This window comes from Plantactinospora sp. WMMB782 (assembly GCF_049179135.1).
Taxonomy (GTDB): Bacteria; Actinomycetota; Actinomycetes; order Mycobacteriales; family Micromonosporaceae; genus Plantactinospora.
Genome location: NZ_JBMHMC010000007.1, coordinates 1492646 through 1511763, shown reverse-complemented (window position 1 = coordinate 1511763; position 19118 = coordinate 1492646). Strand labels below are relative to the sequence as shown.

Annotated in this window: 14 protein-coding genes and 2 pseudogenes; 11 read left to right on the top strand and 5 right to left on the bottom strand. The window is 72.5% G+C overall.

The window, feature by feature from the left end; all coding sequences use genetic code 11:
• Positions 1-90: 90 nt before the first annotated feature.
• From thiO to thiC, 6 genes and pseudogenes are all read left to right on the top strand, one after another.
• Positions 91-1153: pseudogene (gene thiO / locus ACN28A_RS08710) on the top strand (glycine oxidase ThiO); the annotation flags it as partial.
• Between the two features lie 196 nt (positions 1154-1349).
• A complete protein-coding gene (gene thiS, locus ACN28A_RS08705) occupies positions 1350-1550 on the top strand; it encodes a sulfur carrier protein ThiS (RefSeq protein ID WP_421393969.1) in 201 nt (66 codons plus the stop codon).
• A gap of 5 nt (positions 1551-1555) precedes the next feature.
• Positions 1556-2407, top strand: a complete 852-nt coding sequence (locus tag ACN28A_RS08700) for a thiazole synthase (RefSeq protein ID WP_421393966.1) — start codon at positions 1556-1558, stop codon at positions 2405-2407.
• Positions 2404-3174 (top strand): thiamine phosphate synthase, encoded by a 771-nt coding sequence (locus ACN28A_RS08695; protein WP_421393964.1) that lies wholly within the window; start codon positions 2404-2406, stop codon positions 3172-3174. Before ACN28A_RS08700 ends, ACN28A_RS08695 begins: the two co-directional genes overlap by 4 nt.
• A pseudogene (thiD, locus tag ACN28A_RS08690) lies at positions 3171-3986 on the top strand (bifunctional hydroxymethylpyrimidine kinase/phosphomethylpyrimidine kinase); the annotation flags it as partial. The gene ACN28A_RS08695 and the pseudogene thiD, both read left to right, overlap by 4 nt.
• 89 nt (positions 3987-4075) lie before the next feature.
• Positions 4076-5668 carry a phosphomethylpyrimidine synthase ThiC gene (gene thiC, locus ACN28A_RS08685; protein ID WP_421393961.1) on the top strand — a complete coding sequence of 531 codons (1593 nt, stop codon included), beginning with the start codon at positions 4076-4078 and terminating at the stop codon, positions 5666-5668.
• Positions 5669-5725: 57 nt separating this feature from the next.
• On the opposite strand, the gene ACN28A_RS08680 is transcribed toward thiC, so the two are convergent.
• The 3 genes from ACN28A_RS08680 to ACN28A_RS08670 form a co-directional block, all read right to left on the bottom strand.
• Positions 5726-8698 (bottom strand): hypothetical protein, encoded by a 2973-nt coding sequence (locus tag ACN28A_RS08680; protein WP_421393959.1) that lies wholly within the window; start codon positions 8696-8698, stop codon positions 5726-5728.
• A 102-nt stretch (positions 8699-8800) separates the two neighbouring features.
• The gene (locus tag ACN28A_RS08675) at positions 8801-9610 is read right to left on the bottom strand and encodes an ABC transporter ATP-binding protein (protein WP_421393956.1); all 810 of its coding nucleotides are present in this window, start codon (positions 9608-9610) and stop codon (positions 8801-8803) included.
• A 135-nt stretch (positions 9611-9745) separates the two neighbouring features.
• Positions 9746-10939: an ABC transporter substrate-binding protein gene (locus ACN28A_RS08670; RefSeq protein WP_421393955.1), complete on the bottom strand. Its 1194-nt coding sequence runs from the start codon at positions 10937-10939 to the stop codon at positions 9746-9748.
• Between the two features lie 453 nt (positions 10940-11392).
• Between ACN28A_RS08670 and ACN28A_RS08665 the strand changes: the two genes are divergently transcribed.
• The 5 genes from ACN28A_RS08665 (at position 11393) to ACN28A_RS08645 (ending at position 16854) form a co-directional block, all read left to right on the top strand.
• Positions 11393-14581 carry a nitrate- and nitrite sensing domain-containing protein gene (locus ACN28A_RS08665; protein ID WP_421393954.1) on the top strand — a complete coding sequence of 1063 codons (3189 nt, stop codon included), beginning with the start codon at positions 11393-11395 and terminating at the stop codon, positions 14579-14581.
• Positions 14578-14988, top strand: a complete 411-nt coding sequence (locus ACN28A_RS08660; RefSeq protein ID WP_101368105.1) for a roadblock/LC7 domain-containing protein — start codon at positions 14578-14580, stop codon at positions 14986-14988. The genes ACN28A_RS08665 and ACN28A_RS08660 overlap by 4 nt, the downstream gene beginning before the upstream one ends.
• Before the next feature lie 62 nt (positions 14989-15050).
• Complete coding sequence (locus ACN28A_RS08655) at positions 15051-15419, top strand: DUF742 domain-containing protein (protein WP_278064234.1); 369 nt, start codon at positions 15051-15053, stop codon at positions 15417-15419.
• Positions 15400-16059: a GTP-binding protein gene (locus ACN28A_RS08650; RefSeq protein WP_421393953.1), complete on the top strand. Its 660-nt coding sequence runs from the start codon at positions 15400-15402 to the stop codon at positions 16057-16059. Before ACN28A_RS08655 ends, ACN28A_RS08650 begins: the two co-directional genes overlap by 20 nt.
• A gap of 75 nt (positions 16060-16134) precedes the next feature.
• Positions 16135-16854: an SDR family NAD(P)-dependent oxidoreductase gene (locus tag ACN28A_RS08645; protein ID WP_421393952.1), complete on the top strand. Its 720-nt coding sequence runs from the start codon at positions 16135-16137 to the stop codon at positions 16852-16854.
• A 68-nt stretch (positions 16855-16922) separates the two neighbouring features.
• Here ACN28A_RS08645 and ACN28A_RS08640 read toward each other — a convergent pair whose 3' ends face one another.
• Positions 16923-17699, bottom strand: a complete 777-nt coding sequence (locus ACN28A_RS08640; RefSeq protein WP_421393950.1) for an ABC transporter permease — start codon at positions 17697-17699, stop codon at positions 16923-16925.
• Between the two features lie 211 nt (positions 17700-17910).
• Complete coding sequence (locus tag ACN28A_RS08635) at positions 17911-18930, bottom strand: ABC transporter substrate-binding protein (RefSeq protein WP_421393948.1); 1020 nt, start codon at positions 18928-18930, stop codon at positions 17911-17913.
• Positions 18931-19118 lie beyond the last annotated feature (188 nt).

Here is a 19118-nt window from a genome sequence, read left to right as displayed (position 1 = left end):
GCCCCCACCCCTGCCGGACCGGGGACCGTCGCCGGGGTGGGACCCCCGGCGGGGATCCCCGACCTCCGCCCGGGGTGCGGGGGCGGCGGGATGGTAGGCACCGGCCGGGCGGACGTCGCCGTGGTGGGCGGCGGGCCGATCGGGCTCGCCGTCGCCTGGCGCTGCGCCGCCCGGGGCATGCGGGTCGAGGTGTACGACGACGACCCCGGCTCGGGCGCCTCCGACGTGGCGGCCGGCATGCTCGCCCCGGTCGCCGAGACGTACTTCGGCGAACGGGTGCTGACCGGACTGCTCGTCGCCTCGGCGGACCGCTGGCCGGGATTCGCCGCCGAACTCGGCGAGTACACCGGGATGGACCTCGGCTATCGGACCGAGGGGACGCTCACCGTCGCGCTCACCTCGGATGACCTGGCCGAGGCGGAGCGGCTCTGGACGTACCAGCGGGATCTCGGACTGCCGGTCACCCCGCTGCGCCCGGCGGAGCTGCGCAAGCGCGAACCGTTGCTCGCCACCCGGCTGCGCGGCGGCGCGTTCGCCCCCGGTGACCACCAGGTCGACCCGCGCCGGCTGGTCGCCGCGCTGCGGGTCGCCGCCGAGCGCGCCGGGGTGAACCTGGTGCCCCGGCCGGTCCGGCAGCTCGCCGAGCTGGACGCGGCGGCCACGGTCGTCGCGGCCGGCTGCGGCACGGCGGCGCTGACCGGCCTGCCGGTCCGGCCGGTGAAGGGGCAGATCCTGCGGCTGCGCGCCCCCGGCGGCGCGACACCCGGCTTCCGGCACGTGATCCGGGGCCACGCCGACGGCCGGGGCGTCTACCTGGTGCCCCGGACCGACGGCGAGGTGGTGGTCGGGGCCACCGTCGAGGAGCGCGCCGACCTGGCGGTCACCGCCGGGGCGGTGTTCGAGCTGCTCCGGGCGGCCACCGAGGTGATCCCGGAACTGACCGAGTACGAGCTGGTGGAGGCGCGCTCCGGGCTGCGCCCCGGTACGCCGGACAACGCGCCGCTGCTCGGCCCGCTGCCGGACCGGCCCGACGTGCTGGTGGCGGCCGGGCACTTCCGGCACGGCATCGTGCTCACCCCGCTCACCGCCGACCTGGTGGCCGACCTGCTGACCACCGGGGTACCGGACCCGGCGCTCGCGCCGCTGTCACCGGCCCGGTTCGCCGAGGTTCCGCCGCCCGCGGCGCGAGCGGGTGGGGTGGGCCCGGAGGTTCCGCTGCCGGCGGTGCGAGCGGGTGGGGTGGGCCCGGAGGTTCCGTCGCCGGCAGCGCGAGCGGGAGGGCCGGGCGCGGCGGTGCCGCCGACCCGGGTGGACGAGGAAGACGGGACGAGCAGGGGTGGGAGGACGCGGTGGAGCTGACCGTTAACGGCGTCGCGCAGCGGCTGCCCGGCGAACTGACCGTGGCGGACCTGGTGCGGCGGATCACCGGCGCGCACCGGGGAGTGGCGGTGGCGGTGAACGGCGAGGTGGTGCCCCGGGGTGGCTGGCCGGCCCGGCACCTGCGCGACGGCGACCGGGTCGAGGTGCTGACCGCGGCACAGGGCGGGTGACCGGCATGACCCACGGACTCACCGAACGCGGACCCGCCGTCGATTCCGGTGCCGATTCCGAACCCGACACCGGTGTGCGGCGCGACGCCGGGTTCGTGCTCGCGGGGGAGCGGTTCGGCTCCCGGCTGATCCTCGGCACCGGCGGCGCGACCAGCCCGTACGTGCTGGAGCAGACGATCCGGGCCAGCGGCAGTGAACTGGTCACCGTGTCGCTGCGCCGGATCGACAGCAGCGCCACCATGGGCGGCGGAATCCTGGAGGTGCTCTCCCGGTGCGGCGTACGGCTGCTGCCGAACACCGCCGGGTGCCGCACCGCCGCCGAGGCGGTCACCGTGGCGCAACTCGCCCGGGAGGCGTTCGAGACGTCGTGGGTCAAGCTGGAGGTGATCGGGGACGACCGCACCCTGTTGCCGGACGCGGTCGAGCTGGTCACCGCCGCCGAGCGGCTGGTCGACGACGGTTTCACGGTGCTGCCGTACGTCACCGACGACCCCGTGCTGGCCCGCCGGATGGTGGACCTCGGCTGCCCGGCGGTGATGCCGGCGGGTGCCCCGATCGGTTCCGGGCTGGGCATCACCAACCCGCACAACCTGCGGCTGCTGCGGCAGAACGTGGACGTACCGGTGATCCTGGACGCCGGTGTCGGCACCGCCTCGGACGCGGCCCTGGCGATGGAGCTCGGCTGCGACGCGGTGATGCTGGCCAGCGCGGTGACCCGGGCGGCCGACCCGGTGCGGATGGCCACCGCCATGCGGTACGCGATCGAGGCGGGCCGGCTGGCCGCCGGTGCCGGGCGGATTCCCCGGCGCTTCCACGCACTCGCCTCCACCCCGGACGAGGGGCGGCCCGAGCTGTGACCGGGCCACGCGGGATCGTGCTGGTCACCGACAGGTGGCAGGCGAACCGGCCGCTCGACGAGGTGGTCGGGGCGGCGGTCGACGGCGGGATCCGGTGGGTGTTGCTGCGCGAGCGGGACCTGCCCCGACCGGAGCGGCTCGACCTGGCCCGGCGGTTGCGGGCGCTGCTCGCCCCGGTGCACGGCACCCTGCTGGTCGCCGGGCCGGACCCGCTGGACGGCACCGCGGTGCACCTGCCGGCCGCCGGTCCCTACCCGCCGCCCGCCCTGCCGCTGGTCGGCCGCTCCTGTCACGACCTGGCCGAGCTGGGCCGGATCTCCACCGAGGACTACGTGACGATCTCGCCGGTCCTTCCGAGCCCGTCCAAGCCGGGATACGGCCCGCCGCTCGGGACCGCCGGTCTGGCCGGGCTGGTCGCCGACAGCCCGGTCCCGGTGCTCGCGCTCGGCGGCCTGGCCACCCCCGACCAGGTCGCCGCCTGCCTGGCGGCGGGCGCGGTCGGGGTGGCGGTGATGGGTGCGCTGATGCGCGCGGACGATCCGGCCGGCCTGTCCCGGGAACTGTGCGCGGTCGCCTCCGTCGAGCCTGGCATTCCGACGGCTGCGCCGGGCGATCCGGCGGTTGCGCTGGGCGTTCCGGCGGTTGCGCTGGGCGTTCCGGCGGTTGCGCTGGGCGTTCCGGCGGTTGCACCCGGCGTTCCGGCGGCCACCTCCGTCGGGGTCGGTGCTTCGGCGGTGCGCACCGCCGGAACGGGGTGGTTTCGGTGACGCCGCCGGTGGTGTTGACGGTCGCCGGGTCCGACTCCGGGGCTGGTGCGGGCATCCAGGCCGACCTGAAGGTCTTCGCCGCGCTCGGCGTGTACGGCACGTCGGTGATCACGGCGGTCACCGCGCAGAACACCGGCGAGGTACGGGCGGTCTTCCCGGTGACCGCCGAGATGGTGACCGCCCAGCTGCGCACCCTGGCCGAGGACCTGCCGCCGCTGGCGGTCAAGACCGGCATGCTCGGCGAACCCGAGGTGGCGGACGCGGTGGCCGAGGCTGCCCGGGACGGGCTGCTGCCGAACCTGGTGGTCGACCCGGTGCTCGTCGCCACCAGCGGAGCCCGGCTCGGCGTGGTCGGGGCGATCGAGCGGCTGCTGCCGTACGCCCTGGTGGCGACGCCGAACCGGGCGGAGGCGGCGGCGATCCTCGGCCGTGCGGTCTCCGGTCCGGACGAGATGGCGCAGGCGGCCCGGCAGCTCGCCGCGGGCGGTCCCCGGTACGTGGTGGTGACCGGCGGCGACAGCGACGACTCCGGGGCCGCGACCGGCGGCGGGATGGAGTTCGGCGGCGCGGTCGACGCGCTCTGGACCGGTACCGAGGTGCGGCTGCTGCGCCGGCCGTGGGTGCCGACCCGGAACACCCACGGCACCGGCTGCTCCTTCTCGGCCGCGATCGCCGCCCGGCTGGCGCTCGGCGACCCGGTGCCGGACGCGGTGGCCTTCGCCAAGGAGTACGTGACAGGTGCGCTGCTCGGCGCCCGTGCCTGGTCGCTGGGCAGCGGACACGGGCCGCTGGACCACTTCGGCTGGTCCGCCCCGACGGCGCCCGACCGTGACTCCGGTTCGTCCGGCGGCTCCGGATCCTCCGGCGGCTCCGGTCCATCCAACACAGGGAGGTTGTTGTCATGAACGCTCGGCGCAAGGTGTACGTGACGGGGGCACGACCGGACGTCCGGGTGCCGTTCGCGGAGGTCGAGCTGACCGGCGACGAACCACCGGTACGGCTCTACGACACCTCCGGCCCCGGCTCGGATCCGTCCGTCGGGCTGCCGGCACTGCGCGGGGCGTGGATCGCGGAGCGCGGTGACGTGGCCCCGGTACGCGGCGCCGGCACCCCGCTGGCCGGCCGGGACGGCGCCCGGCCCACCCAGCTGGAGTACGCCCGGGCCGGGATCGTCACCCCGGAGATGGAGTTCGTGGCGATCCGGGAGGGGATGCCGGCCGAGGTGGTCCGGGACGAGATCGCCAGCGGCCGGGCGGTGCTGCCGCTGAACGTGAACCACCCGGAGTGCGAGCCGGCGATCATCGGCAAGCGGTTCCTGGTGAAGGTCAACGCCAACATCGGTACGTCCGCGGTCACCTCGTCGATCGCCGAGGAGGTGGAGAAGCTCACCTGGGCGACCCGGTGGGGCGCGGACACCGTGATGGACCTCTCGACCGGCAAGCGGATCCACGAGACCCGGGAGGCGATCGTCCGCAACTCACCGGTGCCGATCGGGACCGTCCCGATCTACCAGGCGCTGGAGAAGGTCGGCGGCGACCCGGTGAAGCTTTCCTGGGACGTCTTCCGGGAGACCGTGATCGAGCAGGCCGAGCAGGGCGTCGACTACATGACGGTGCATGCCGGGGTACGCCTCGGCTACGTGCCGCTGGCGGTCAACCGGGTCACCGGGATCGTCTCGCGGGGCGGCTCGATCATGGCGGCCTGGTGCCTGGCGCACCACCAGGAGAACTTCCTCTACACCAACTTCGCCGAACTCTGCGAGATCCTCGCCCGATACGACGTCACGTTCTCGCTCGGCGACGGACTGCGGCCCGGCTCGATCGCGGACGCGAACGACGAGGCACAGTTCGCCGAGCTGCGTACCCTCGGGGAGTTGACCTCGGTGGCCTGGGAGCACGGCGTACAGGTGATGATCGAGGGGCCGGGGCACGTGCCGATGCACAAGATCAAGGAGAACGTGGACCTCCAGCAGGAGCTCTGCCACGAAGCCCCGTTCTACACGCTAGGGCCGCTGACCACGGACATCGCTCCGGCGTACGACCACATCACGTCGGCGATCGGCGCCGCGATGATCGGCATGTTCGGCACCGCCATGCTCTGCTACGTCACCCCGAAGGAACACCTGGGTCTGCCCGACCGGGACGACGTCAAGGCCGGGGTGATCGCGTACAAGATCGCGGCACACGCGGCCGACCTGGCCAAGGGGCACCCCGGGGCGCAGGCCTGGGACGACGCGCTCTCCAAGGCGCGGTTCGAGTTCCGCTGGGAGGACCAGTTCAACCTGTCGCTGGATCCGGAGACCGCGCGGGCGTACCACGACGCAACCCTGCCGGCCACGCCCGCCAAGACGGCGCACTTCTGCTCGATGTGCGGCCCGAAGTTCTGCTCCATGAAGATCACCCAGGAGCTCAGGGAGTACGCGGCGCAGGGCATGCAGGAGAAGTCGACCGAGTTCCTGGCCTCGGGTGGCAAGGTCTACCTGCCACTCGCCTGAACCGTCCGACCTGGACATCGGAGGCGTTACCGGCGGGAAGCGCCTCCAGTGTCCGGGTCAGTCGGCGTGGTGGCGGCCGGTCGAGCGCAGCGAGCGTCGTACGCTCCGGTCCGGGCCCACGTCGTCGGCGCTCGGGTCGGGTTCGCTGAGCCCGCTGACCCAGTCGACGTACTCCGCGTCGCGGGCCGGGACCGGTTCCTCCGTACGGTTCCGGCCCTTCGCGTCGCGCTGCTTCGGCTCGCCCTTCTCGGTCTCGGTGGTGTCGGTCTGCTCGGGGTCGCCACCGCCCCGGTTGCGCCGGAACAGACCGCGACGGATCCGTCCGGTCCGTCGCTCCGCGTCCCCGGATCCGGTCTCGGCCCCGGCCGCCACTCCAGCTCCGGTTCCGGCGCCGGGGGCTCCGGTCTCGGTCCCGTCGGCTTCGGTCCCGTCGGCTTCGGTTCCGATGGCTCCGGTCTCGGACTTCGTCCTGGTCTCAGGGGCGGTCCTGGCCTTGGCGTTGCTCTCGGTCTTGGCGTTGCTCTCGGTCTTGGCGTTGCTCTCGGTCTTGGCGTTGCTCTCGGTCTTGGCGTTGCCCTCGGTCTTGGCGTTGCTCTCGGCCTTGGCCTTGCTCTCGGCCTTGGGCTCGGGCTCCGTCGTGGTCCCGCTCGTCGTCCCGGCGTCGGCGGTGGTCCAGGTGTGGGGCTGACCCCCGGGCCGAACCGCTGACCTGGCGCCGGTGGTGGGCTCGGCCGGGGTCTCGAACCTGACGTCGATCCCGGGCTCGGCCCAGGTCTCGGGCTGGCCCCCGGTCGCGGCTCGGGGTCCGGGACGGTACGTCGTCTCTGCCGTCTTACCCGGGTCGGATTCGGCCGTGGACGTGCCACGATCCGACGTCGCCGGCATCGGAGGGTCGGTCGCCGGGACCGGAGAGTCACCGGAGACCACCGGGATGGGCAGGATCCGCCCGGTCCGGTTCGTGTCCGCCGAGGTAGCGCCCTGACCCGGCTGGTTGACGGGATCCGTCGCTGCCTCGCGACGGTCTTCGGAGCGAGGCCGGAGCACCGGCGCGAAGGCGTCCCAGGTGGCGCCGCCAGGGGCCGGTCTGACGACCGGTGGCGGCGTGACGGGCGCGGGCGGCACCGGAGGCGGCAGCACCGGTTCCGGCGTGGGTCTGGTCGTCGACTGTGCCGGAACCACCGGCCGGGCGGAAGTCGACGGCGGCGCCGGAGCCCGCGGTGCCGCAGGTGGCGGAGGAGCTTGCGATACCGCGTGTTGCGGCGCCGGAGCTTGCGGCACCGCGGGCGGCGCCGCTCCGGCCGGAGGCTCCGGGGCCGTCGGTGTGTTCACCGCCGCAGAAGTGCCCGCTGCCGTTCCCGAGGACGGCGACGGCGTGGTCGGCCAGAAGTCTTCGGTACGTGGTCGGCGCGATCCCGCCCAACCGGCCGGAAATCCGGCATCCTCCGACGCCGTACCCGTTCCGCTACCCGCACCGCCGTCGGCCGGGCTGGTCGGTTCTGCGCTGCTGCTCCATCGGCCGGTGTCGGGGGCGGCGGCCGAGTCGGACGGACCGAACCGCTCGGTGTGCCTGGAGGAGTACTCGGTCGGGACGCGCGGTGTGGGGATCGAGATGTCGAACGACCAGGTGCTCGGGCTCGACTCCGGCTCCCGGGACGGTCCCGGCGACTCGTCGCCCGGCTGCCTCCCGGCCACCGGACCGGATGGCCAACTGCCTGCCGGGGTCGTTCCGGTGCTCCGGTCACCGCCGGTTCCGCTTCCGGTGCCGACCGTCGGAGACCCGCTACTCGGCAGGTCCAACCGCCAGGTCTGCTCGGCCGGGGGAACGGCGGCACCAGTCCTGCTGGTCGGACGGCCGTCGCTCGGCGCGTTCCCCGTCGGCAGGATCTCGGTCGGCGAGTCCGACGCCGGCAGGGTCGCGGCCGGCGTGCTTCCCGTCGGCAGGATCGCAGTAGGTGCGTCCCCCGTCGCCAGGCTCGCGGTTGGCGCGTCACCGGAGTCGTTGCCGGCCGCCCTCGGTCCGGTTCCGCTGCTGATCGGGCTCGGTCCGCTGCCGGACGGGCCGGTTCCGCTGCCGCTGCCGGACGGGTCGGTTCCGCTGCCGCTGCCGGATGGGTCGGCTCCGACCGTGGACGCGACCCCGGAGGTCGAACCGGCCTCGGCGCTCTGCGCCGGAGTGGGCGTGGTCAGCGGCCAGCGGGCCCAGGCTGCCAGCGCCGAGCCCAGCGCACCGGTGGCCACGGCGATCAGGGCTCCCCAGTACGGTGCCGCCTGGTAGGCGTCGGCGGAGTCGCCGCGGCCGGCGACGACGTACGCCAGGGCGAGCGTCGCCGGACCGGCGGCTCCGCAACTGGCGACCGCCGGCAGCGGCAGGTGGCGGGACCGGGCGAGCGCACCCGTGAGGGCGCCCGCGACCAGGGCCAGCGCCGGCAGAACGACGAAGGCCAGCCGTTGGCTCGTGCCGGCGCCCAGCCAGCTCGGATCGAGCCCGCCGAGCCGGACGGCGGGCAGCGGATCGGTGGGACCGAGCGAGGGCAGCACGGAGAGTACGGCGAGGAACCAGGCTGCCCCGGTCAGCGCCGTGACGTTCCAGGCCACCGGGCGTTGGCTGAGCGCGGCGAGGGCGGCGAGGAAACCGACCCCGGCACCGACCACCGCGGCGACGCCGGTCAGGGCCACCGGGTCGCCCGAGGCCAGTTGGGCCGCGCGGGCGGGCTGCATGCAGAGCGGAGCGACCGCGAGTGCGCCGAGGGCGGCGAGTGCGGAGACGGCCGCCCGGGTGCCGAGCGTGCCGGGCAGGGCGAACCTGCGGGCGAGCCGGTCCGCCAGCAGTGCGCCGAGCACGGCCGCGACCGTGGCGAACCAGCCGACCCAGGCGAGCTGGGCGGGCCACTGGTTCACCTCGCCGGCGACGAAGCCACGGTCGAAGCGGACGAGGCCGAGCCCGTACGCGATCCCCAGCTGGCCGGCGCCGCTGACTATCCCGCCGACGAGTGCGGCGAGCAGCACCCTGCCCCAGGTCCGGTAGGCCATGCCGGGCACGTTACGCACCCCCATCCGCGCTCGCCACTCTGGGCTGGACGCCGGGCGTCGGTGGGGTGGTCGACCGGCTACCTGCGGTGACTGACCGTCGGATCAGTGCTGTTGTTCGCCCTGGCCGCTGCCGCTCAGGGCCAGGCCGGGGCCGTTGCCCGGATGGTCGAGCAGGAGTTCGTGCAACTCGGCGCTGGTCCGGGCGACGTCCTCGAAGTGCGCGTTGCGGCCCAGCGAGCGCGGGCGCGGGATGTCGATGCCGAGCACCTTGCGGATCCGCCCGGGTCGGGGGCTGAGCACGACCACCCGGTCGGCGAGCAGCACCGCCTCGTCGATCGAGTGGGTGACGAAGAGGATCGTCGCCGAGTGCTCCATGTGGATCCGCTGGAGTTCGACCGACAGCTCCTCCCGGGTCAGCGCGTCGAGCGCGGAGAACGGCTCGTCCATCAGCAGCACCTTCGGCTGCTGGATCAGGGCCCGGCAGAGCGACACCCGCTGCTGCATGCCGCCGGAGAGTTCGTGCGGGAGCCGCTTCTCGAAATCGCTCAGCCCGACCATCGAGAGCAGGTCGCGGGCCCGGTCGCGGTGTGCGGCCTTGCCCCAGCCGAAGATCTCGGTGGGCAGCAGTACGTTGTCCAGCACCGACCGCCAGGGCAGCAGCGCGGGGCGCTGGAAGACCATGGCGATGTCCCGACGCGGTCGGGTGACCACCTCGCCGGCCACCTGGATCTCGCCCTCGGTCACCGGCAGCAGCCCGGCGACCAGGCGGAGCAGGGTCGACTTGCCGCAGCCGGAGCGGCCCACAACGGCGAGGAACTCGCCCTCGGCGATGTCGAGGTCGATGCCCCGCAGCGCCTCGACGGAACCGGACCGGCCACCGAAGGTCCGGGACACTCCGGAGAGTCGGATCATCGCTTGGCCACCTCATTCGACAGGCCGACAGTGTCGACAGGCTATCCCGGACGCCCGCCGGCGGCGAGAACTCGTTTCCCGCCGCCGGGTCGGCTCGTTTCCCAGCGGGCCGGCCGGCGGTCAGCCCGCCGGCGGTCAGCCCGCCAGGCGCCAGCGGCCGCCGCGGGCGACCAGCAGGCTCAGCGCCTGGGGCATCAGGCCGGAGTGGTTCTCCGGAGTCATCCGGATCGGGCCGGAGAGGCCGTCGGTCTCGGCGGTCTCCAGCAGGCTGCGGATGCGGGCCCGGTCCGGCTCGCCGCTCTTGCCGCCGGCCCGTACCGCCGCGTCGACGAGCAGTTGCAGCGCGTCGGCGGCGAACGAGGAGTACCCGTAGTAGCCGCCGAACCGGGCGGTGTAGTCCCGGAACCACTGCTTGCTCGCCGCCTTGGCCGGGGTGGTCGCGATCACGTCGTCGATCACCATCGTCTGGGTGAACACCATCGTGGTGTTCTCCGCCGCCCGGCCGCTGTTGCCGATGAAGAGGTCGCCGGCGGCGACCGCGTCGAAGAAGACCTGGCCCTTGAAGCCCTCGGAGCGCAGGCTGCCGATGGCCAGGTTGGCCTGGTCGGCAGGGGTCCACACGATTATCGCGTCGGGCTCCTCCTCGACCAGCGCGCCGACCGCCTGGCTGACGTCGGTGTCGGTGACCTTCACCGACCGCTTCGCCAGGATCGGGATGTCGGTCGCGTCCTCCTCGGGTCCGACGAGTTCGTTCGACAGGGTCGCCGCGCCCTCTTCGCCGTATTTGTCGGCGGTGTGCAGCAGTGCCACTGTCTCGATCTGTCGGGTACGCAGTTCGGCGGCGATCGCACCGACGTTGTCCCGGGCGTTCGGACCGAGTTTGAACATGTATTCCCGATCCGCACCGGCAGCCACGTCACCGGCCGGAGCGAGCGCGATCGTCGGTACCTGCTTGCTCTTCACCGTCTTCGCCGCACCGATGGCACACTCGTTGCAACTGCCCATGATGATGCCGCTGATCGCCGGATCGGCGGTGAAATCGCCGATGTTGGTCGCCGAGATGCTCGGGTCGAACTTGTTGTCCCGGACGTCCAGCCGGACCCGGCGACCGCCGAGCGCACCGGACTCGTTCAGTTGTTCGACCTTGAGTTCCAGCGCCCGCTGGTAGGCCTTACCCACCTGCGGGGCGGCGCCGGACAGCTCCAGGTCGGCGCCGATCACGATCTCCCCTGACTCCTCCTCCGGCGCGCCGAACTGGCAGCCGGTCAGCGAAGTTGCCAGGATGGCCGACGCGAGCAGCGCGGGTATCGCGGAGCGGATGGGCCTCAACTCAGTCCTCCAGGTATGGCGCGGGCGGGGGGCTTGCCCGGCCGCCGATCTAGTCGTCCACAATGGATGGGCAACGATCTGCCGTACGGTTCACACGAAGCCTTCAAACCCGCAAAACCTTGCCAATGCCAGCCGCCCGGGTCAAGCGCGGGATAGCCGGCCGGTTTCGGGATGACGGGTCTCACATAGTGATAAGAGGGGGTACGGGTGCGGGATAACTTTCCAGATGCAAGTGACCACTCTAGAGATATATGTGCTGATCAGAGACTTGCAGATTCATCGATCTCGTGGACCCGAGGGTAGTCGACGGCCCATGATGGACCTTTGCTTCCCTCCCGTCGCTTCCCAAAGCGGCCTTCTTCTGATGAAATCGCGGCCGTGCCGCGTGCGGCTCGATCCGCTGCAGCAGGCATCGGTCGACGGGTCACGTATCGAAACGACGGAGGCGATGTCGTGAGCACCGGACCTACGACCCTGCCCGCGAAAGGTTTGCGGGCGGGCGCCGTACCGCGCCGCTGGCTTCCCCGGCTGAGGGACACCCGGATCCGGTCCAAGCTCGCGCTCCTGCTGGTCGTCCCGGTCGCCGCGGTCCTCGCGCTCGCCACGATCCGACTCGTCGACATCGGACAGGGCGCCTACCAGGCCGGTGTGCTCCGGTCGCTCACCGAGCTCTCCGCCGACGTCTCGGCGCTCACCCAGGACGTGCACAAGGAGCGGATCGCCGCCGCCCGGCTGCTGGCCAAGTCGAAGGAGACGACGCCCGAGGTCTACGACGCGTACGTGCAGCGGACCGATGCCCGGATCGCCGCGTACAACGACCGGCGGGCGCAGGTGAGTGACGTACCGGCCTCGGTGGAGGACCGGTTGCGGGTCATCGACGACCGGCTGGCCACCCTCAACGGGACCCGGCAGGAGGTGCTGGAACGCCCGCAGATGCCCCCCGGCGAGGCGACCCTCCGGTACGGCATGATCATCGGTGAACTCGTGGCGTACGGCGAGGCGCTCGGCCAGATCTCCGGCGAGAGCGCGGTCGGCGACAGCCTGCGTACCCTCTCCGCGCTCGCCCAGGCCAAGGAGGCGGTGGCCGAGGAGGAGGCGGTGGTCTACAGCGCCCTGGCCGTCGGCGGGGTGCTCGACCAGGAGCAGTTCTCCGCCTTCATCGCGACCCTGACCAGCCAGCAGGAGGCGCTGCTGGCCTTCGGCGCCTCCGCCAACTCCCGGCAGGAGTCGGTGGTCAACGGCGCCGTCACCGGCGACGCGGTGATCCTCGCCGACAAGGTTGCCCGGGACCTGACCCGGTCGGTCGGCCAACGGTCCCCGGTCAGCGCCAGCTCGGCGGCGATCGCGATCGGCTCGATCAACGACCTGATGCGCTGGGCCGAGACCCTGCTCGAACGCGACCTGCTGGACCAGGCCGAGGCGGCCCGGGCCGAGGTCGTCCAGCAGGCGATCGTCGAGTCGGTCGTGGTACTCCTCACACTGATCATCGCGCTGGCCCTCGCCGTGGTGCTGGCCCGGTCGCTCAACCAGTCGCTGCGCCGGCTCCGCGAGGGCGCGCTCTCGGTGGCCAACCACGACCTGCCGGAGGCGGTCCGCAGGCTCCGTGACGTCGGCACCATCGGCGAGGGCGGCGTCGACGAGATCGTCCGGCAGGTGCGGGACCCGATCCGCCTGAACAACAAGGACGAGGTGGGTCAGGTCGCCCTGGCGTTCAACGTCGTACACAAGGAAGCGGTCCGGATCGCGGCCGAGCAGGCCGCCCTGCGGACCAGCGTCTCGGCGATGTTCCTCAGCCTGGCCCGGCGAAGCCAGACCCTGGTCGACCGGATGATCGGCGAACTCGACGCGATCGAGCGGGGCGAGGAGGACCCGAAGCGGCTGGCCCAGCTCTTCGAGCTCGACCACCTGGCCACCCGGATGCGCCGCAACGACGAGAACCTGCTGGTGCTGGCCGGCGCCGACTCGACGGCGCCGCGCCGGGACGACGCGCTGCTGATCGACGTGCTGCGGGCCGCGCAGTCCGAGGTGGAGCTCTACAACCGGATCGAGTTCGGCACCGTCGACCCGGACATCTCCGTCGCCGCGCACGCGGTGAACGACGTGGTCCGGCTGGTGGCCGAGCTGCTCGACAACGCCACCCGGTTCTCGCCGCCGCACACCACCGTGGTCGCCGACGCCCGCCGGATCCGCGACTACGTGCTGATCCAGGTCGAGGACCGGGGGCTCGGGCTCAGCGAAGAGCAGATGGACGCGCTCAACCGCCGGCTGGCGGAACTGCCGGCCGTCGACGTGGCGGCCTTCCGGCTGATGGGTCTCGCCGTCGTCGGTCGGCTGGCGCACCGGCACGAGATCCGGGTCGACCTGCGCCGCAACGTCGAGGGTGGCACGGTGGCCCAGGTCACCCTGCCGGCCAGCACGGTGGTGCTGCCCGGTCCGCGTGGCCGTGACCAGATGCTCGCCCGGCAGCGGCAGCCGCTCGCCGTCGAGCCGGGACCGGTCGGGACCCGCCCGCAGGCGGGGGCGGCCTGGCAGGAGACGCTCTCCCCGGTCGGCGCGGCGCGGTCCGGCGGCACCCTGACCGACCAGTGGCGCAGCGCGGGCAACCAGTGGCAGACCGCCGGTGACCCGACCGGCGCGATGCCGGCCGGTGCCCCGGGCGGCAACAACCACCTGGCCGGTGCCCCGGTCAACAGCCACCTGGCCGGGGGGCAGCTGCCGGCCACGCCCACCCCGGGCTACCAGCAGCACATGACGCCGAGCTACCAGACCCCGGCGTCCACCGCACCGCCCGCGCAGACCGGGCTGGCCGGCGCGGGGATGAGCTCGCCGACCGTGCAGTACCCGACGGTCGCGTCGTCGCTGCCGCAACGCGGCGCGGCGGGCTCCGGCCCGGCCTCGACGCACGCCGTGACCCCCTCGGCGGGGGCACCGCCCGGCCTGCCCTCCGGCCCGGTGGCCGGTGCGCCGGTCAACGCCGCCTCGGCGGTCGCGCCCCGGGTGGAGGACACCGGCGAGGCGCCGATCTTCCGGGAGATGGAGGCGGTCTGGTTCCGTTCGCACGGATCCGACTCGACCGCGATCTTCACCGTGCCGCCGGGCGGCTACCAGACACCGCCGACCGGCTACCAGGCGTCGCCGACCGGCTACCAGGCGCCGCCGAGCGCGGCGCCGTCCCCGGCGGCGACTCCGGGCCGTACCCCGCTGACCCCCCGCACTCCGGGACGGTCCGCGCCGCCGCCGGCCCCCTACACCCCACCGACACCGCCGCCCGCTCCCGTGCCGGCACCCGCTGCCGCACCACCGCCGGTGCCGGCGCCCGCGCCGGCCGCCACCCCGGCACCGGCCGCGCCGGCCGGGACCGAGGGATCCTGGCAGACGGCGGCGGACGAGGGCTGGGCCCGGGCCAGCCGGGCGGCGGAGCCGGCCAGCGGCGGTACGACCCGGTCCGGCCTGCCCAAGCGGGTACCCCAGGCACAACTGGTGCCCGGCGGCGTCGAGACCAGGAGCGGGCGTGAGCGGAGCAGGCGTACCCCGGACGAGGTGCGCGGTCTCTTGTCGGCCTACCACCGTGGCGTACAGCGCGGTCGGACGGCCGGTTCCGAGCAGAACGGCATGATCTCAACCAAGGAGACGAGCGGATGAACAGGCCAGCAGCGATGCAGGACATGGGTTGGCTGCTCAGTAACTTCGCCGACAGCGTCGCCGGCATCGCACACGTCGTCGCGGTCTCGGCGGACGGCCTGCTCCTCGCCTCCTCCCGGGACCTGCCGCCGGACCGGGCCGACCAGCTCGCCGCGATCACCTCCGGCGTGGTCAGCCTGACCGACGGCGCGTCCCGGATGTTCAGCGCCGGCGGGGTGCTGCAGACGGTGATCGAGATGGACAGTGGTTACCTGTTCCTGATGTCCATCAGCGACGGTTCGTCGATGGCCGTGCTTGCCGCCCGCAGTTGTGACGTGGGCCAGGTCGGCTACGAGATGGCGTTGCTCGTCGAACGGGTCGGCGCGGCCCTGGTGCCGTTGCCGCGCGAGGCCGTCTCGCGTCCCTGACCCGGCAGACCAAGGATGGCATCGGTGCGGCCGCGACCCGAACCTGAGGAGGTGACCACGGTATGGATGGACGACGCGATGACCCGCGTGGCGCGCTCGTCCGACCGTACGCGGTCACCCGCGGCCGTACCGAGCCTCGCCAGGACATCGCGCTCGAGGCGGTGCTCGTGGCGAGTCCGGCCGCGGTCGTCGAGTCCCGGTTCGCCGGCCACGACAAACACCGCATCGCCACGATCTGCGAGGGCCGGGCGCAGTCGCTGGCGGAGATCGCCGCGTACACCCGGCTGCCGTTGGGTGTCGCCCGGGTGCTGGTCGCCGACATGGTGGCGGACAGCCTGCTGACGCTGCACAATGCCGCTCCACCGTCTGAGGCGTACGAGGAGCGGATGGAACTGCTTGAGAGGGTGCTAAGTGGACTTCGCAGGCTATGACCCGGCCAGGCCGCGTCGCGGCGGTGGCGGCGGTGGCGGCGGTGGTGGAGGCGGTGGTGGCGGGATCACCTCCGCGAAGATCGTCATTGCCGGCGGCTTCGGGGTCGGCAAGACGACGCTCGTGGGTGCGGTCTCGGAGATCACTCCGCTGACCACCGAGGCGGTGATGACCGCCGCGGGGGTGGGCATCGACGACCCGTCGAAGGTGCCGGGCAAGGAGACCACCACGGTCGCCATGGACTTCGGCCGGATCACCATGGCCCAGGACCTGATCCTCTATCTGTTCGGTACCCCCGGGCAGACCCGGTTCTGGTTCATGTGGGACGAGATCATCCGGGGTGCGGTCGGCGCGGCGGTGCTCGTCGACACCCGGCGGATCACCGACGCGTTCGCCCCGCTGGACTACTTCGAGAACCGGCACCTGCCGTACGTGGTGGCGTTGAACTGCTTCGACGGCGCCCCGCAGTACGAGCCGGAGGAGGTACGCGAGGCGCTGGCCATCTCCCCGCACGTGCCGCTGGTGATGTGCGACGCCCGGCAGCGCGAGTCGGTCAAGCACGTGCTGGTGAACGTGGTACAGCACGCGATGGAGACGCTGCGCGCGGAGCACGGCCGGGGGCAGCCCACCCCGGTCGGCTGACCCTCAGCGGTTGAGCAGGCTTGCCGGGCCCGGGGAGGCTCCGCGGTTCAATCCTGCACAACGAGAGGGACGGACATGCCACAGCACGATGGCCCCGATGGCGGCTGCGTGGTCGTCATCGGGGGTACCTCCGGCCTGGGCCGGGACGTGGCCGAGTACTACGCGAAGCGGGGACGCGAGGTCGTCGTCACCGGCCGGGACACGGCCCGGACCGTGGCGGTCGCCGCCGAGATCGGCGGCCGGACGACGGGGGTGGCGGTCGACCTCGCCAAGCCCGACTCCATCGCCGCCGCCCTCGCCGGGATCGGCGAGGTCGAACACCTGGTCCTCTCCGCCTTCGTCCGGGACGTGAACAAGGTCTCGGACTACCAGATCGACCGGGCGGTCAGCCTGGTCACGGTCAAGCTGGTCGGCTACACCGAGGTGGCGCACACCCTGGCGGGGCGGCTCTCGCCGACCGGTTCGGTGCTGCTCTTCGGCGGCGGCTCCAAGGACCGGCCGTTCCCCGGCTCGGCGACCGTCTCCACGGTGAACGCCGGGGTGGTCGGCCTGGTGAACGTGCTCGCCTCCGAGCTGCGGCCGGTCCGGGTCAACGCCCTGCACCCGGGGATCGTCGCCGACAGCCCGTTCTGGGCGAAGCAGCCGGCGCAGGTGCACGAGACCTACCGGGGGCGTACCCCGACCGGCCGGCTGACCACGATGGCCGACGTCACCGACGCCGCCGTGTTCCTGCTGGAGAACCCGTCCGTCAACGCGGTGAACCTCGACCTCAACGGCGGCGCCGGGCTCGCCTGACCCACTGCAAGGAAGGGCCCCTTCTTTTTGAGAAAGCGATAAGAAGGGGCCCCTTCCTTGCACCGGGGTCAGGCGGAGATCTTGCGGGCCCAGGGCACCACGAGGCGTTCGGCCAGCACCACGGCGTAGAAGACGCTGATCCCGATCACCCCGGTCAGGGTGATCGCGGCGAACGCCAGCGGGGTGTCGAAGGTCTGCTGCGTGCTGTAGATGATCGCGCCGAGGCCGCTGTTCAGGGTCTGCAACTCGGCCACCACCGCGCCGATCAGCGAGAGCGTGATGCCGAGCTTCAGCCCGACGAAGACCTGGGGCAGCGCCCACGGCAGGCGTACCTTCAGATAGGTCTTCAACCGGGAGGCCGAGAGCGACCGGGTCAGCTCGTAGAGGTCCGCCGGGGTCGAGGTGAGGCCAGCCATGGTGGCCACCATGATCGGGAAGAACGCGATGAGTACGACCAGGGCCAGCTTGGTCCGCGAGTCGTAGCCGATCCAGAGGATCAGCAGCGGGACGAGCGAGACCTTCGGCACCGCGTTGAACGCGACGATCATCGGCAGGGTGGCCTGCTCGAGCAGGCGTGAGCTGGTCAGCAGCAGCGCCGCGACCATCCCGCCGAGCGCGGCGATGCCGAAGCCGACGAGCGTGCCCCAGAGCGTCGACCAGGCGCCCTCGAAGAGGTACTCGGGCTGCTTTCCGAAGGCGTCGACGACCTCCGGCGGGGAGGGCAGGAAGAGGGTCTCGACGTCGAAGACGATGGTCACCAGCCACCACAGGGCGACCGCGACGACGGTGCCGACGACCGGCAGCGCGATCCGGGTGCCGGTGGAGAGGTTCCGCCGCCGGTTCATCGGTGCCGCCGGGCCGGATGTGCGGGGCCGGCGGGATCGGTGCGCCGGCGGGGCGGGTCGGGCAGGTCCCGGACGTCGCCGGCCGGACGGGTACGGACGCGCAAAGTGGTTTCCTCCTCTGTCGTGTTCGGCGTTCAGCTCGGCGGCGTGCGTCGAAAAGGGGACGGCGAGTGGCTCTCCACTCGCCGTCCCCGGGGCGTCCCGCCGTAGCTCAGGCCTTCGGCGCGACGGAGAAGTCGATGACCTTGTCCGGGGTGAGACCGGCCGGGATCAGCTCGGCGCCCTGCAGGATCGCGATGGCCCGGGCGGCCCGCTGCTCGTCGAGCGCGCCGACGACGCTGCCCGGCGCCGAGGTGACGTACGGCGTCATCAGCTTGATCTCGGCCGCCGCGCCCTGCTCGTTCACGTTCGGGTTGTTCGCCTTCATGATCTTCGCGGCCTCTTCGGGGTTCTCCACCGTGTACTTGAGGCCCTTCATCGCCGCGTCCTTGAACCGCTTGACGATGTCCGGGTTCTCCTGGGCGTACTTGGCGGTGGTGGTGAGCCCGGTGCCGAGCAGGTCCCGCAGGTAGTCGGTGAGCGGCATGACCGTCATCTGCTGCTTGGTCACCGTCTCCACGGTGTTGCGGGTGATGACGAAGGTGCTCAGCACGTCGACCCGCTTGCCGACCAGCAGGCCGACCAGGTTCTGCGGGGTGGCCTCGACGAACTGGAGCTTGCTGGCGTCGAAGCCGGCCAGCTTGCCGTACGCCGGGAGCAGGGTCTTGGTGATCGAGCCCTGCGCGACGCCGACCCGCTTGCCCTCCAGGTCCTTCGGCTTGGTCACGCCGGACCCGGGCGGCGCGAAGATCGCGACCAGGGTGCTCTGGTGCACCGCCGCGATCACCCGCATGTCGGTGACCTGGCCCTTGCCGGTCTGGATCATCAGCTGGGTCACGTCGCTGTAGGTGAACTGGGCCTTGCCGGAGAGCAGACCCTGGTTGTTGGTTGCCGGGGCGCCCTGCTGGATGGTGACGTCGAGCCCCGCCTCCTTGAAGAAGCCCTTGTCCTTCGCCACCCACGCGAATGCGTCGTGGCCACCGGTGCCGAACCCGGTGAGGTATGTCACCTTGTCCGGGTTCTTGCTGCCGGCGTCACCGCCGTCGGAGTCGTCCGAACCGGAGCAGCCGGCGGTGACCAGCATGGCTGTGGCCATTGCCGCGGCGGCCAGCACGCGTATACGCCTCGTCATTCCTACCTGTCCTTCGAGGAGAATCCATTGAGGATGTGGATCGGTCGCCCGGTTCAGGATCGGCCGCGTCCCGCTGGTGGCGCCACGGGTGCTGATGATGCCGGCCGGCTCGCCATGGCCGGTGCCCGTCATGATCGTAATGCCTTGCCCGATGTTCCCGGCAGTCCTCCTGACGCGTTCGCGAGCAG

Excerpts from the sequence above, each read along its gene's own strand:
- ACN28A_RS08700 (WP_421393966.1), top strand. The coding sequence starts at position 1,556 with ATGACCCACGGACTCACCGAACGCGGACCCGCCGTCGATTCCGGTGCC.
- thiC (WP_421393961.1), top strand. The coding sequence starts at position 4,076 with ATGAACGCTCGGCGCAAGGTGTACGTGACGGGGGCACGACCGGACGTC.
- ACN28A_RS08680 (WP_421393959.1), bottom strand. The coding sequence starts at position 8,698 with ATGGCCTACCGGACCTGGGGCAGGGTGCTGCTCGCCGCACTCGTCGGC.
- ACN28A_RS08675 (WP_421393956.1), bottom strand. The coding sequence starts at position 9,610 with ATGATCCGACTCTCCGGAGTGTCCCGGACCTTCGGTGGCCGGTCCGGT.
- ACN28A_RS08660 (WP_101368105.1), top strand. The coding sequence starts at position 14,578 with ATGAACAGGCCAGCAGCGATGCAGGACATGGGTTGGCTGCTCAGTAAC.
- ACN28A_RS08655 (WP_278064234.1), top strand. The coding sequence starts at position 15,051 with ATGGATGGACGACGCGATGACCCGCGTGGCGCGCTCGTCCGACCGTAC.
- ACN28A_RS08645 (WP_421393952.1), top strand. The coding sequence starts at position 16,135 with ATGCCACAGCACGATGGCCCCGATGGCGGCTGCGTGGTCGTCATCGGG.
- ACN28A_RS08640 (WP_421393950.1), bottom strand. The coding sequence starts at position 17,699 with ATGAACCGGCGGCGGAACCTCTCCACCGGCACCCGGATCGCGCTGCCG.
- ACN28A_RS08635 (WP_421393948.1), bottom strand. The coding sequence starts at position 18,930 with ATGACGAGGCGTATACGCGTGCTGGCCGCCGCGGCAATGGCCACAGCC.